The organism is Aestuariivirga sp. (genome assembly GCF_046294715.1).
In the GTDB taxonomy this organism is placed as follows: Bacteria; Pseudomonadota; Alphaproteobacteria; order Rhizobiales; family Aestuariivirgaceae; genus Aestuariivirga.
The window spans coordinates 1-13,597 of sequence record NZ_JBKBKI010000001.1; the positions used below are offsets into that span (position 1 = coordinate 1).

The 13,597-nt window shown below is 58.2% G+C and carries 13 protein-coding genes; 4 read left to right on the forward strand and 9 right to left on the reverse strand.

What is annotated here, in order from left to right:
• Positions 1-69: 69 nt before the first annotated feature.
• The 3 genes from ACK4HL_RS00005 to ACK4HL_RS00015 form a co-directional block, all read right to left on the reverse strand.
• Complete coding sequence (locus ACK4HL_RS00005; protein WP_409755180.1) at positions 70-327, reverse strand: potassium channel family protein; 258 nt, start codon at positions 325-327, stop codon at positions 70-72.
• 161 nt (positions 328-488) lie between these two features.
• Positions 489-1,313 carry a hypothetical protein gene (locus ACK4HL_RS00010; RefSeq protein WP_409755183.1) on the reverse strand — a complete coding sequence of 275 codons (825 nt, stop codon included), beginning with the start codon at positions 1,311-1,313 and terminating at the stop codon, positions 489-491.
• A 179-nt stretch (positions 1,314-1,492) separates the two neighbouring features.
• Positions 1,493-2,113 (reverse strand): thermonuclease family protein, encoded by a 621-nt coding sequence (locus tag ACK4HL_RS00015; protein ID WP_409755185.1) that lies wholly within the window; start codon positions 2,111-2,113, stop codon positions 1,493-1,495.
• A 174-nt stretch (positions 2,114-2,287) separates the two neighbouring features.
• On the opposite strand from ACK4HL_RS00015, the gene ACK4HL_RS00020 reads away from it, so the two are divergent.
• The 3 genes from ACK4HL_RS00020 (at position 2,288) to ACK4HL_RS00030 (ending at position 4,499) form a co-directional block, all read left to right on the forward strand.
• A complete protein-coding gene (locus tag ACK4HL_RS00020; protein WP_409755188.1) occupies positions 2,288-2,680 on the forward strand; it encodes a hypothetical protein in 393 nt (130 codons plus the stop codon).
• 23 nt (positions 2,681-2,703) lie between these two features.
• Complete coding sequence (locus ACK4HL_RS00025; RefSeq protein WP_409755191.1) at positions 2,704-2,928, forward strand: hypothetical protein; 225 nt, start codon at positions 2,704-2,706, stop codon at positions 2,926-2,928.
• A gap of 614 nt (positions 2,929-3,542) precedes the next feature.
• Complete coding sequence (locus ACK4HL_RS00030; RefSeq protein ID WP_409755194.1) at positions 3,543-4,499, forward strand: homocysteine S-methyltransferase family protein; 957 nt, start codon at positions 3,543-3,545, stop codon at positions 4,497-4,499.
• Positions 4,500-4,670: 171 nt separating this feature from the next.
• Here the strand turns inward: ACK4HL_RS00030 and ACK4HL_RS00035 are convergent, their stop codons facing one another.
• The 6 genes from ACK4HL_RS00035 to ACK4HL_RS00060 all read right to left on the reverse strand — a co-directional run bounded on the left by ACK4HL_RS00035 (position 4,671) and on the right by ACK4HL_RS00060 (position 11,768).
• A complete protein-coding gene (locus tag ACK4HL_RS00035; protein WP_409755197.1) occupies positions 4,671-4,955 on the reverse strand; it encodes a hypothetical protein in 285 nt (94 codons plus the stop codon).
• Positions 4,956-5,858: 903 nt separating this feature from the next.
• On the reverse strand, positions 5,859-6,140 hold the full coding sequence (locus ACK4HL_RS00040) for a hypothetical protein (protein WP_409755200.1): 282 nt from the start codon (positions 6,138-6,140) through the stop codon (positions 5,859-5,861).
• Positions 6,141-6,744: 604 nt separating this feature from the next.
• Positions 6,745-7,251: a hypothetical protein gene (locus ACK4HL_RS00045; protein ID WP_409755203.1), complete on the reverse strand. Its 507-nt coding sequence runs from the start codon at positions 7,249-7,251 to the stop codon at positions 6,745-6,747.
• A 277-nt stretch (positions 7,252-7,528) separates the two neighbouring features.
• On the reverse strand, positions 7,529-7,972 hold the full coding sequence (locus tag ACK4HL_RS00050; protein WP_409755206.1) for a nuclear transport factor 2 family protein: 444 nt from the start codon (positions 7,970-7,972) through the stop codon (positions 7,529-7,531).
• A 1,047-nt stretch (positions 7,973-9,019) separates the two neighbouring features.
• Positions 9,020-9,436 carry a hypothetical protein gene (locus ACK4HL_RS00055; RefSeq protein WP_409755209.1) on the reverse strand — a complete coding sequence of 139 codons (417 nt, stop codon included), beginning with the start codon at positions 9,434-9,436 and terminating at the stop codon, positions 9,020-9,022.
• Between the two features lie 1,591 nt (positions 9,437-11,027).
• Complete coding sequence (locus ACK4HL_RS00060) at positions 11,028-11,768, reverse strand: recombinase family protein (RefSeq protein ID WP_409755212.1); 741 nt, start codon at positions 11,766-11,768, stop codon at positions 11,028-11,030.
• 199 nt (positions 11,769-11,967) lie between these two features.
• On the opposite strand from ACK4HL_RS00060, the gene ACK4HL_RS00065 reads away from it, so the two are divergent.
• A complete protein-coding gene (locus ACK4HL_RS00065) occupies positions 11,968-13,317 on the forward strand; it encodes an FAD-binding oxidoreductase (protein WP_409755215.1) in 1,350 nt (449 codons plus the stop codon).
• Positions 13,318-13,597: the final 280 nt, after the last annotated feature.

Sequence of the window (13,597 nt, forward strand, 5' to 3'; positions counted from 1 at the left end):
GCCATCGGACGCTGCGCAGCCTGAGGGCTCCGCGCCCATGGCCATTGCATCAACCGCCCAACAGGGCAATCATACCGCCGAGACTCTACTCACGGATGGATCGTAGAAGGGGCTCACACCAAGAGTCGTTACTGCGGCCGCAAAGAGACCAATCCCCGCCATAATGTAGAGAATGGTGAAAATCTTGCCGGCGGTGGTTTGTGGCGCGAGATCGCCATAACCAACTGTCGCTATGGTCACTACCGAGAAGTAGGCTGAATCCAGCAGCGACCATCCCTCCACGAGCCAATAGAACAGGGTTGCGACAGAGATGACGGTTAAAGCCAACGTCAGTACACCCTGTACTTCAGGTTCGCGCAGAGCCCGAAGAATGCTGCTGAAGAGGCGAGTCAAAGGTCGCAATCGGCGCTCCGTTGGTTATCGTGTATAGGGGCTCACTCCGCTCCAAGAGTTATCATCAGGTGCTGAGCCAGCATTAGCCGGATATTTCACTGCAGATGCAAATGCTGGTTGCTGGGACGTATGTAGTCGGACGTCACGTTAGCGACCTGGTTAGCAATTCTGACTTCTGTCTGGCTTGTGTGGGCATTTGCGCGAGCGATGTGGAAGCATTCAGCCCAGATCACCCTCCCGGTCGTACGCTCGACAAGTCGGAAATGGGTTGCGAGAGTATCGTCCACTTCGCGAACACGCCCGCTGAGCAGGTAGCTTGGTCTCGTGTCGGGCGGTGTCACCATCTCGTCCTTGGCCATGAACACGGCCACTTTGTCCATCCGCAGCAGCGTTTCAGCAATTCTCTCAGTAAGGCCCCGAGACAAGCTTCTTGAAGTGCGGGTGTCTGAATCAACTATCAGTTCAGCGACGATTACACCTTCCGGCAATACGTTCGCGGCGCTCTCACCGTTGCCCTCTGCATGATCAACGCCTTGCAGAACCGACCAAGCCAACAATACGCTTAGGAAGACGCCCGCGGCAGCCGCTAGCCGGCGTGTGTCCCATTGCACGCGACTCTGCACTTGCGGCTGCTGTTTGTCGTTTCGCACTTCAATCAGCACTGACCGAGGGACGTAGGTTCCCTTTGGGATTTCTATCCTCACCGGATCATGCAAACCGTCTGTGAGGTAGTAGTGCTCAAGCGCCTGCCTGAGCTTGGCCATTTCGATACGGACGATCGGATCGCGCTGTGCGTCGAAGCTATCGGAGCGATTGAGCACTGCGGTGGCTATCGTATACGCTTTCAGCGACGTCCCACGGCCCGCCAGCTGTTCGGCGACAAGGTACTGCAGCAGCCGAGTGACGCGCTGCCTCTTCACAAATCCTGGACTAGAGGCGATCGAGGCACAAGCCGCTGCGATACGATCCCGAGTGGGCTCCACTAACAAGTGTGTGTCACCACCGAGTGTGGCCGTACCCGAGTTCAAGGTAGCGACTTGCCCCATGGGAAGCTTGTACTGCAGGCAGTTGCCGGCTGCAAGAGCTTGCAAACAACGGGTCAGTTTTTGGGAAGGCGGGAGCTGCGGATGCTTCCGAGCTCCGGTCCGTACGGAGATTCGCCATAGCCCCTTACCTTGGGGCTGCCTAATTGTTTGTGCCGGTGGCCCTCCCAAGGCCAAGCCAGCCCCTGGTCGATCAACGTGTCTCCCACGGATTTCCCGTTGACATGCACCAGCCGGAGACGGCGGCCGTACTTGTCAACATCGCCTGCCCCGCACGGCCGAACCTCCACCACTCCCGAATTCAGGAGATCCAGCAACCTGAACTTGGCCTTTTGGTCCAGTGCGTACTCGCTGGCGCATCGAGATGGTGTCGCCCGTCGATGACGCAGTCTCTCCTGAAGGTCATGCCGCAGATGCCGAAGGTCTTTGAGGCCAAGGTGAGCCCCGAAAGGCCGGGTATGGCGCCGCTCGTCGCAAAATGAGCTGCCAAGCCGCCGACAAGCGCCGCCCCCGCCCTCGACGACGACGCGAACGGCTCCAAGTTTTGCCCTCAACGGGCTCGGTCCCCGCATGACCGCGTCTATGGCAGCGGCCAGCCTCTCGTTGGCGGCAAGAGCTTCGTCATCGGGTGTGTCCGGGTCGTCGATAAGTTCGACCAGGGCGGAGAGCTCAGACATGGCGGGAGTCCTTTCGGATGTTAGGCCCGATCACGTTCCGCAATCACACCGCGAAAGTCTCAATCGGAAACTTCCGATTAGTGTTATCAGATGGCAGCATGTAAATTCCCCAGCGAAGCCCGCAAGCTCCTCCGAACAACTGTCCAACATGAAGCGGCCCCGAGGAATAAACCAATGATCAAGACCATGATCCTCCCCACCTGTCAAACGTACTTGGTCGCCACCTCACTTGCGTTTGCTGCAGAGGCTCCCCTCCGATTTCAATGCGAGTGGCAGAGCAGGTCGGACCTTAACTCGGCGCAGCAAGAAGACATCGCTGGCTCGATAGTCTTTGCATATCAACCTACCGGAGAAGGGGTTGGAGTGCTTACCGGAGAAGGCTTAGGAACGAAGTTTGAGGCCACTCATATCGACAGGACGATTATGGCACAGGTGAGCTATGAGGCTGATGGAGCGGACATCTATGAGCGGCTGGAGATCAACAGCATGACAGGTTCTATCAAGAACTGGTACGAGTCTGGAACGGAGGCGCTTCTGCTCGAGGGGCGTTGTACTAAGCTCGACTAGCCACTGATCTCGAGGCTGAAACCATGTTCGCCACCCTCGAGATCATCCTGCTCATCCCCGCCATGATCAGGGTAGACGGACTTGGTGGCGCCGGCGGTCTCCTGGGAGCAGTGTTTTTTGCCCAGACGGCGGACACCTCTGAGGTGCAGGGTGGCGATGACTTCCTGCTCGTCTACGGGCTGCTGGCCGGCCTCATCCTCGGAATTGTGCTCCTGCCGGCGATCGCCAGTTGGTGGACCCGGCGATGAATTCGGTTCGCGAGCAATTATACACCGAGAGGCCCCGGCACATTGGGGGAGCGCGCGTTCAATGGTCCACCCAAAGTAGTGTGGCACAGGACCGGGGGGGGGGGGGGTGCTGCGCCACACTGCTGCGCTCCGTGCCGTCCTCGAAAGGGCAGTCTCAAGATAACATCAGCCAGAGTCTGACGCTACCCGCTGCTAGACGTGAGCGAGCCCGCGGGGCACATGGCGGGCTCGCTCAACTACAATAGATGTATCGACGCCAGCGTGATTAAAACTCTCGCGAATAACCGTAGCTCCCGGCGCTACTTTTGTTCCGCTGTACAGGGAAATAGCTCCCTCGAAGTAACCTTCGACGTGTTTTGTGCGTTTGTATGCCGGGACATCGGCGCTGTGGAGTTCGGACTTGAGCTCTCAGCACCGACGAGGCTGCGTGGCGTCTACGCTCCTCAGCCGACCGTCAGGAGGCCTCAGGAAACCGGGGCCTCCATCTTCATTGACCGTCCTGAAGACCTAATCGCGGCTGTCGGACCCTGCGGATCCCGGCTCCGCAGACACTTTGCACCTAATCTGGTTGGCAGTATTGTCGTTGAGAGCTTTCATTCATCTCTGAGGTGAGCATGGCAGGGTTTCCCAAACAGCGAGCAGGTGTTTTTTACCTGACCGAGGGCGGACAAGAGACGGAGATCATGTACAAGCATGGTCACAATCTTCCAGAGTTCGCGATGTTTCCGCTCTTGGACAACCCCGCAGCTGTTGCAGATCTTCGGGCGATGTATCAACGCTACCTGGAGACTGCCGCCCGACATCATTTTATTGCTCTCATGGGAGGGCTGGACTACCGGGCGAGCCCCGATTGGGGAATAAAACTCGGCTACTCTGCAGAGGAACTCGCAGAGGCGCAGCTCCGCTCGATTGCCTTCCTCCGCGAAGTAGCTAAGCCATTTGAAGGTCAGCTGCCGGGAGTTATGGTGGTCGGCCTCGTCGGCCCGAGAGGGGACGCCTACTCGCTTAATCGGAATATCACCGAAGCTGAGGCGGAAGAATACCACAGTGTTCAGCTCGCCACGCTGCAGCGGGCCGGCGTAAATTTGGCAAGTGCCATGACCTTCAACAATGTCGCGGAGGCCGTTGGGGTGGTTCGAGCCGCTGCCCGCGTCAAGCTCCCAATTTCAGTGCATCTCACCCTCGACGGCTCAGGCCGGCTCAAATCCGGGCCGACAGTTCGCCAAGCTATAGAGCGGATCGATGCTGAAGCGGGCGACAGCCGGCCGGATTTCTATGGGATCAACTGTTCCCATCCAGTTGAAATGGAACCGGCTTTCGAAAAGGGGGAATGGATCAAACGAGTGCGCTGTTTTAGACCCAACGCTGCTTTGATGGAAAAACAGGCTCTATGCAAGATCGGACACCTCGTGGACGGCAATCCGACGGAACTCGGAAGGCAAATGGGAATGCTGTCGAAGCGATACCCCCACGTGGATATTTGGGGAGGATGCTGTGGCACCTGGGACCGACACCTTGACGAGATCGCAGTGAACGTTCGGGAGGCACACACCGAATTATCATCACTTTGAGGCGCCCACACAGCCTGCGGAGGTTGACGACGCAGAGAGGGGAAGCGTCCAGGCTGGAGCATTGCCCTTTATCTTCCTCACCCACTAGAGCACTGACACCTGAGCAGTAATCGTGTTAGGGTCAGGAGCCAGGTTTAATCCGTGCAACTGGCAGGCGGCTCCGTTCGCGGATCACCATCCCAATGGGCGGAGCCGTCCTTCATTGTTCTTGCGCTCTGCTTCCGCAGGCTCGCCGGACAGCTTCCAAACGTCGCCTCCGCCATTGTCGCGATTATCTCCACGACTCGCGCCCCCGCCTGAATGCCCCACGGCCGCGATGACCATGTCTTGGATCTGGTTATGCGACAGATGTGGAATGTGGGGTGCCACCATGCGGCAGAACTCGTCCACGTTGACGACGTGCCCCTTATCGATCTCCGCCTGAAGAATCTCGCCCATTTTCTCAAGGTCCGGCATTCATGCCACCCTCGCAGAGCGGGAGTACATACGCCTCTCGGCCATCGGTGCCCCGTGCATGCACTAACCGGTGGTGACGGGCATCATGCGCCGAACTGCACAAAGTTCAATAGGCTGCATGCTGATTCAACCGGAAACACTGAGAGGCTGTATACCTTTGGCGCTCCCACCGGTCGCGCTATAGACGGTTCCGTCCGTCGTCTAGCGGCCGCCATTCGCGTCGGCCGTCCCACACCTCACTTGGAAATTGTAGTTGTGCCGTCCGAGACGGTGAAAGCTAATCCTTCCTCTCCGCAGCAGCAAGACCCGGAGCGATTGCAAGCACTGCCATAACAGAGAGACAAAGTCGCATGCTACTTCCTCCGTTTAAGCTGTGTCCAGAAGTGGACCATTTCTCGGATCTGTCGATCACGCGAGTAGAAGCCCCGGCAGCCACACCTGAGAGGCAGGCTGCAGGGGTAAGAATGCCAAGGGCTGAATCCCCTGGAGGGCTACGCGTGTGCTTGTTGCACTGGTTAAAACCCGCTGCAGGGGAAAAGGTTCAAGCTGTCAGGCGGCTCCCTGCGCTGCAATGCCCGAGCGCATTGAGTGCTTCGAAGGTATATAGTCTATTTCGCAGGTGCCTCGTGCACCCGGCGGACGGCTCCGCCACCAGAGACTCACCATCCCAGGGGCGGGGTCGTCTAATTCGGGTCAGCTATTGGCCGACTCCCTTTCCTTCACGCCCTGCCTGATAAAGGCGCTCCGCGACAGTGGTCAGAGCATCCTCAATCGCCGGGCGAAGGGCTTCTCGACTCGGAACCGTCTTAACTGACGAGTTGTGCCCACAGAATCGCAGGTGGGCCAATACACATAAAAAGGGCCAGAATGGCTGGCCCTAGGAGTTCCGAGAAGAGAGTCAGATCACTTATTCTTCCCTGGGTAATCGGTGATTTCGGTTTCAGTGGTTGTGGTCTGATTGGGCGTTGTCTTGTCGTTCTTCAGCGCCCCCTTCGGTCCTGTGGTCGTCGTGGTGGTTTCTGTGGTTGTTGTGCCCTCGTTGCCGTTGTCCTTGGCGGGCTTCCCACTCATTCCCTGAGTTTGGCTGGTGGTGGTATCACTCTCAGAACCAAACCCATTGTTGGCGAGCGCAGGAGTGACACCGATAAGGGCAAGCGCCGATAACGCGAGAAGAAAGTTCTTCATGAACATACTCCATTCTTACATACGCAAACCCATTCCCACAGCTAATCAGGAACACCTTTGAGGTACAAAGTCCACTAACCACATAAGCCCATAAGCCGTGCAGCAGAGTAGCTCTCAATTTGCAGTGAGCCACCGAAGTATGCGCGTAAATGTCGCGCCATGGGCTGTGCTCAAGTCAACGGCCCGCCGACGCTCCTCCACCGGGACCTCCCGGCGTTCGAAACTTGCGGGTAATTCAGACTTCGCAAAAAAAGCGATGGGACCATCAGGTCTACAACATTGAAGCGGCCCCATTGCCGCGCGTCAGCTATCCAATGGATGGATCCGGCATGGGCCAGCGCCCATGCTTGCCAGGCGCCGAAGGCCTCCCGAGAGGCCTGCCGAGCGTCATCCAATGTCTCCGTATTGCCCGAAGAGGCAGGGCCCGCCTGCACTAAGGCCAGGTCGGTGACACTCCATAGCCAGGTTTGTCTCCCCAAATAGCTTCGGCTGCTTCCGGCCCGCAGGCCGTCGATCTGCACGGAATAGCCACCGGGGGCGAGCGACTTCGTTGTGAGGCTTGCCGGTGAAGCCTGGGATCAACCGTGGTCCGCATGCGTCCTGCTCAAATTCTGGACTTGCGCCATCCCGCAGCAACAGCGCTCCTCTCGGAGCAGAACCATCTCTCGCCCTTCATCAGGTTAATGTGCGTGTCCGGGTAATACTGTTGACCGGGCACATGATAGATCTTCTCTCCTGTCCCCACGGCGATGTTCCCCTTTATGCCGCAGCCAATCAACCGGGGTCCGATTCCGGTTTGATATGCAACAAGGGCGACACCGAAACCGGCAACAAGCCCCCACGTAATCAGTTGTTGAAGGCGATTAGAACGCATCAGGAAATATGGTCGATGGCGGCGATTTTTCTTGGTGGTGAAGCGCTGCATGGGTGCGGTTCTGGGGATTTCAACCGCCCCCTTGGGACTTGACTTGGAAGCAAGCGGGGCGAGCACAATCGGTTTGGATTTTCGTTTCCCAAGCAAACGTCGCATCAGGAAAAACGACAATCCAGTCACCACGCCGAAGATACCACTCAGCGTTAGACCTTGAATGTAGGTCTGGATGAACTCCATTTCGCGGATGGAAACACCCTCGCGTCAACGTGTCAATGAGATGCACCTCACCCACTTCACTGGGCGAGCGCCCGCTGGCTTGGGTCCTTGGGAGGGGAAAAGCGGTGATCGTAATTCGTGCCCGATCGTTTCCTAGTGTCAAACGCTCCAAGGCTACAATATATTTGCCCATGGTGGTGTTGCGCCCCCACTGGACTAAATTCGCTACAAACGGCACCCTCTTAGCTGCGGGAGGGGTTGTTTCGGACAGAAGTATTGGTGAGTCATTTTGATGAACTCACAAGGTCTCATGAGGTCCTTCGAGGTACGCAGGAAGCCGGTTTGCCCTGCTTTCGTTGTCCCAAGCTTGGGCCGCTATCTTCCAGGACCCGGCTTCCCTGACCAGAAGGGCCATCTCGACGCCGCGGCTCACCGTGGCCTCGTTCTCAACGACTTCTGATCCTGCCACAGCCACGGCGACGTTGCCAAAAACGAGGATCCGTGTACCCAGCAACTTCTCATCAAAGGTTGCTAGCGACCCCTTGGCAAGGTCAGTCATTCGTTGGACGAACTCGGCAGTTGATTGCTTCCGGACCGGGCGGGCCGACGGAAACAGCACCGCATCGGGCAGAAAAACTGCAAGGAAACGCTGCCAGTCACCTGGTTTGCTGGGTGTCCAACTTAGGCTTGCGTACTGTTGGCGCAAGATATCCAAAATCTCCTGTTCGTCACCATCAGCCATGTTTCCTCCTCCAACAATCATCGAATTTCCCTTTGACCCTAAGCCATCTGGCACCCATGCGGCTAAGTTTGGCAAGTACGCCCGCCCGACGCGAGGCACAAAAGTCAACAATTCTGCTTCCGCGGGGGCTTTTGCCCCTTTTGCCCCTTTTTGTAGCCGCCACCCGTCGCCCCAGCTTCCGAGCAGGCCTCCCACGAGACAGGTCATGCTCCTTCAGCACCTTCTCGGTGTCCCTGACTGCGGCGGCATCGTGGACGTCGGACTCGAAAGATCCTGTGCCATCACCTATCATGGTTCGCGAGGAACGTGAGCCTCATGATAACGAGCAATGCTCTTTATGTCCTGGCTTGTGGAGACCTGGAAATCGGGGTGTTCCAGGCACCTGATCTCGCGGCCGCCAAGCGGCTGGCAAACACGGAGTGGTTTGTGGGCCCTCTGAGACAGTTTCCAGTGTTCGCGCGGTATTTCGCACGCTGTCCCCACTACAGCGTTCGCGCGGTATTTCGCACGCTGTCCCCACTACAGCGTTCGCCCCGCCCAGCCTGCGGAGGTTGAAATTTACCACCGGTATTTTGATGACGCGATAGAGCGGGGTGAGGCACGAGCTGGAGCATTCCCCTTAATCTTCCTCACCCCAGTGGAGACTCCTAAGCAGGAATCGTTGAAGCCAGGTTTAATCCGACGCAACTAACAGGCGGCTCCGTTCGCAGATCACCATCCCGTGGGCGAGCCGTGTATTAGATTGTACCCGCGCTTTACCAGGCATCTGCAGGCTCGCCGGAACTTCTAAACGTCGTCAACCGTGCACCTCGCGACCTTCTCCCAAGTCGGGCACAGGCGGCTCCTCGCAGTAGAGAGGGAGTTCTGGCGTCTCAGTCGTCGGTGCTCGGTGTCTGCACTGCCCGACGATGCAACTACTGTGCACCCGCGTGAGCAGAAAATCAACGGCGGCGCGTTTCTTCACCCATGATGGCACGGCGCAGCCGCTTGGGCTTAATGCTGCGCCGTTCGTCCTGCTCGTGTAAACGCGGAGCCGAAAACTGCTCTCTAGTTGCTGTTGCCCTCGGTGCCGGAACTCGGGCTTTCGTTGTCCATGCCCTTTTCACCTGCGTTCCCGACGGCATTCGAATTGCCCGGGTTGCCTTGGGCAGAGCCCGTTCCGCCACCCGAGTCCGTGCCGCCACCATCCGGCGTGCCGGGCAGACCGTTGCCGTCATCGTCGGGGCTGGTGACCGAACCCACGGCATCGTCGGTGGACTGCTGCTGCGTGCTCGTGTTGTCGTTGCTGCACATGCCCTGGAATTCCGGAAGGACGATGTCCCGCCAGTTCGGCGCATTGCAGCACTGGGCACGGTTCTGTTCGGAGAGCGGCTGGCATTGCTCCGCCGTCACGTCCTGGGCCTGGCTCCCGGTGGTGAGAACAGGCAGCGCCAGCAATACGACCGCGATCATGGGGTGTTTCATGGACAGGTTCCCTTTGAATCGAATTGTTGCGAGTTATGCGTGCCCGTCGGGTAAACGCGGAAATCCGGCCTTAGTGTTCCAGCGCCGAGGGCATTTAAATATTGGCCGTTTTACTAGCTCCCCGGCGGCGCATTGCCCTAACCGGTTCAGGAAGTTACTCATATTATGACAAAGGATGCCCCATTTCCTGCCCACGCCAACTCATCGGTGAGCGTCCGCTGGTACCCTTACTGTTCAACTTTCGATCAAGCGTTGCCCTATTAGGCCGTCGAACTGGCTCGTCAGCAGTATCTTGTTCGAAAGTGTACTTACAAGCGGCTGTTCGGGAGGGCTACGGTCCCTCGAAGTAGGGAAACCATGTGTGGCTCCTTTCGAGGTTGGTGTAATACCAGGCGAATGACCATGGGGTGACAGCCTTCCGCCTCTGTTCTCTAGCGAATGCCGGCCAGGGCTTCTTCTAGGTTCCCAAGATGGCTGACTGGATTGCACACGTTGTGATCCCTTTCAGGATCGCTGTGCAACAGGTAACCCAGACGGGGAACCTCAAGATAATTCGCTCGTTTTGTGAACACGAGTAGTCAGCCCTGATGAAGAAGGCACGTCAGGGCGTTTAACGCCGCATCGGGCGTGTTGCGTGCCTGGTGCGGAGTTCTGGGTTGCATCGTCTGCATGCAGCTCCGAGGCAAGGCCCTGCAGCTGGCCACAGCTGCAGGGCTTGTCTCGTGTCAGCAGCTATCTCGGGCAACAAATCTTCGATGACCACGAAAACCGGCTGGCTCCGCTCCTGGCGTCACAGCCGTCAAAAGAACAGGTGCCGGAATATGGCTATGACGATTGCCCAAACTGCCAAGCTGAACGCCAATCCGATAAGTACCGCCTTGCCCAGAGGCGACCAAATAATGCGGGACTGCTCCTCGTCAGATGCAGACGCGGGGTCGGCCGGATCGTCGTGCACCTCATCTGCCAAGGAGCTACCCTCCACAGCATCTTTGCAAAGCACGTCGTAACTCAGCACCCGAGAGAGTGCCATAATCGCCACGCAGCAACAAGCCTGCGCCGCAATATGCGCAAGCTCTGGAGCCGTGGGTGTACCCCCCCCCCTTCCAAAACGATCCAATCGACAACCGTAACGGAAAAAAAGGGGATTTGGCCCACGCCTGTTTCTACAGGCCAGTTCCAGGGATATGGCCGCAGCGGTGCCGCCAACTGGGTCAATCGTACATTACTCAGCAAGTGCAAGAGCTTAGGCAACCAAGTGGGGATTGCCTTTGCGCCGTACATCGCCAAGCGTGAATCCACGTCCTTCACGAATGGCAGCAAGAGGCGTATTCTTAGCCCCGAGGGCGGTGCCTCTTGTTACCCCATTGGGAGGGTTGCGATGTTTCAGCTAAGCCACGCCCTGTCAGATGACTTTGTGGAGTCTGACCGTTGGCCCGCCCATTGGTTAGAGCCATGCTGCGACATCCTTCCGGAGGCTTGGAATCTTCTGCATGAGATGTGCTGTCTGCGTTGCACCCGCATGGCCCATGACGCCGAGAGCCTAAGCGAGCGCACTGTTGTGATCGCGACCGGCCGCGTCTTGTGACAGGGATCATGCCCCAACATTGCCGAGACGCTCTTGGGATAGGGCCGCCCCCGCTCGTCCACGTGCCTTGCCGCAGCCAGTTCGGCCAAAAGGCTCCTCAAAACGCCGCTCTTCGGCTTCCGGCCGGCACCCACATGGCGCAGCTGATTCGCCAGCGCCACGACATTTGGGCCGCAGCTCGGCACGGCCCTTCCGACCCTCGCACTTGCCGGTGGCCTCGCGCTTCCGCTTCCGCGCTACCGCCAGCTTCGCCACCATAAGCGCCTTCTCGAACTGGGCAAAGGCCGCCATCATCTGCCGCACCATGAACTTCGACGGGTCATCCGTGGCCGTCAGCTCGTCGCCGCCGGCGGTGAATACCTGGACACCGCGTTGTTGCAGGGCCATGACGCCCAGCTCCTGCACGAGCACATGACGGGCAAATCGGCAGGCATCCTCGACAAACCACCCGGACCCCGTTGCTCTCGATCCTGTCCAGAAGAGCCAGCGCGCGAGAACACTTGGCAAAGGCGATCGACTGCGACCCACGGCTTGCGAAGGCGTATAGCAAAATGGCTCTGAGTCACCTGGCGGACGTGTGTGGTGGTTGGGCCGACGATCATCACGCCTCACTGGAGCACGCTCGCCGATGGGCAGTGAAAGCGATTGAGCAGGATGATAGCGATTCATGGTCCCACTGGGCCCTCGCCAATTATCATCTGTATTCGTTGAACCATGGCGCGGCACTCGAGGCCCAACTTCACGCATTGTGTACGAGGTCGCCAGACACGCTCGCAGAAGGTCAGAAGCGCCGGATTACACCCGATGCGGTGCATCGTTAATCCTTGTGTCCAAACCCTGCGCCATTTAGTATGAGCGATGACGTGTCAGGTGTTTGGAGAGTACTAACGTGAGCATCCAAAGCGAGGGTTGATCTGGTATGGTACAGGTTTCATCGCAGTTCGGAATGGCCGCGGACGCGCTCGCCAAGGACTTCTCGGGCAAGCTCCTACGGCCTGGGGAGGCGGGCTACGAGGAGGCCCGACGTGTCCATAACGGACTGATCGACAAACGCCCGGCGCTGATTGCCCGTTGTCAGGGAACATCAGACGTTGTGAAGGCGGTGAACCTTGGCCGCGACACGGGTCTTGAAATTGCCGTGCGTGGCGGCGGACACAATGTTGGTGGGCGTGCCACGGTCGATAACGGACTGATGATCGATCTGGCGGCCATGAAAGGCATCCATGTTGACCCCAAGAATCGCACAATCCGCTGTCAAGGTGGAGTCACCTGGGGCGAATTCAACCGCGAGACTCAGCTCCATGCACTGGCTACTACTGGCGGAGCGATTTCGAGCACTGGGGTTGCTGGGTTGACATTAGGCGGCGGCCTCGGATGGCTCATGCCTAAATATGGTCTTGCCCTCGACAACTTGATCTCCGCAGAAGTCGTGATGGCGGACGGCAAGGTGCTGACCGCCAACGATAGCGACAATCCTGACTTGTTTTGGGCCGTCCGCGGCGGTGGTGGCAACTTTGGCGTCGTGACTTCCTTCGAGTTCAACCTCCATCCGGTTGGCCCCATTATTTATGGTGGCCTCGTTGCCCACCCCTTCGAGAGGGCACGCGATGTACTCCGCTTTGTGCGCGACTTTACCGCCAAGCTTCCCGACGAGATCATGGTGGTCGCAGGCTTGGTGCACGCGCCCGACGGCTCCGGAGCCAAGCTGGCTGCGGTCGTCGCCGCCCATTGTGGTGAGCTCGCGGCCGGCGAAAGGGCGCTTTCCCCGCTCAAGAATTTTGCTTCCCCGGTCTTGGATGCCTTAGGGCCCATCCCCTACGCATCCATCAACTCGATGCTGGATGACGGCTTCCCGAAGGGCGCACTCAATTATTGGAAGTCAAGCTTTCTTGAGGATCTGAGTGACAGCGCGATCGAGACGATGATCTCCGCGTTTGCGCGCTGTCCCTCGCCAATGAGCAGCATGCTGCTTGAGGTCTTCCATGGCGCCGTCACGCGGGTTCCAGTGGAAGCGACAGCCTACGCCCAGCGCGCGCCTAGCACGAACCTTGGCATAATGAGCGAGTGGCTTGATGCCTCTCAGACGGCAGCGAACTTAAGTTGGACACGCGAGACATACGAGGCGCTTAAGGTTTTCCAGGCACCTCGCCGCTATCTCAATTATCTTGGTGACGATGAAGCGAACGGCAGCGTCGCCGCAGCTTACGGGCCAAACTACCAGAGACTTCGAGAGTTGAAGAGCAGGTACGATCCAGCCAATCTGTTCCATATGAACCAGAACATCCCGCCAGGTTAAAGCCCGGACTTGGGGACCTTATTGGGTGTGGCGTCGGCCGGATCGCAGCCAATTCGGTCGGAGCCCCCAATCCGGCACTAAAGGCGACCACAAGAGCAGCTATTGCGAATATTCTCACTAGACCAACAGACATAGCTGCATCGGCTGCATCAACTTTGCCGTAGGCTTCGTGACCTGACCGAAAAACGGGAACACAACGACGAGCGGCAGCAGAAATACCAGGCCATCAGGAACGCGACAAAGCCAACTGAACCGCGGTATGATTGTCTGCGCCTCTCGG

Bases quoted from the DNA above. Each gene is read 5' to 3' on its own strand.
- ACK4HL_RS00015 (WP_409755185.1), bottom strand. From the start codon at position 2,113: ATGTCTGAGCTCTCCGCCCTGGTCGAACTTATCGACGACCCGGACACA.
- ACK4HL_RS00020 (WP_409755188.1), top strand. From the start codon at position 2,288: ATGATCAAGACCATGATCCTCCCCACCTGTCAAACGTACTTGGTCGCC.
- ACK4HL_RS00025 (WP_409755191.1), top strand. From the start codon at position 2,704: ATGTTCGCCACCCTCGAGATCATCCTGCTCATCCCCGCCATGATCAGG.
- ACK4HL_RS00030 (WP_409755194.1), top strand. From the start codon at position 3,543: ATGGCAGGGTTTCCCAAACAGCGAGCAGGTGTTTTTTACCTGACCGAG.
- ACK4HL_RS00035 (WP_409755197.1), bottom strand. From the start codon at position 4,955: ATGCCGGACCTTGAGAAAATGGGCGAGATTCTTCAGGCGGAGATCGAT.
- ACK4HL_RS00040 (WP_409755200.1), bottom strand. From the start codon at position 6,140: ATGAAGAACTTTCTTCTCGCGTTATCGGCGCTTGCCCTTATCGGTGTC.
- ACK4HL_RS00045 (WP_409755203.1), bottom strand. From the start codon at position 7,251: ATGGAGTTCATCCAGACCTACATTCAAGGTCTAACGCTGAGTGGTATC.
- ACK4HL_RS00050 (WP_409755206.1), bottom strand. From the start codon at position 7,972: ATGGCTGATGGTGACGAACAGGAGATTTTGGATATCTTGCGCCAACAG.
- ACK4HL_RS00055 (WP_409755209.1), bottom strand. From the start codon at position 9,436: ATGAAACACCCCATGATCGCGGTCGTATTGCTGGCGCTGCCTGTTCTC.
- ACK4HL_RS00060 (WP_409755212.1), bottom strand. From the start codon at position 11,768: ATGCGTGAAGTTGGGCCTCGAGTGCCGCGCCATGGTTCAACGAATACA.
- ACK4HL_RS00065 (WP_409755215.1), top strand. From the start codon at position 11,968: ATGGCCGCGGACGCGCTCGCCAAGGACTTCTCGGGCAAGCTCCTACGG.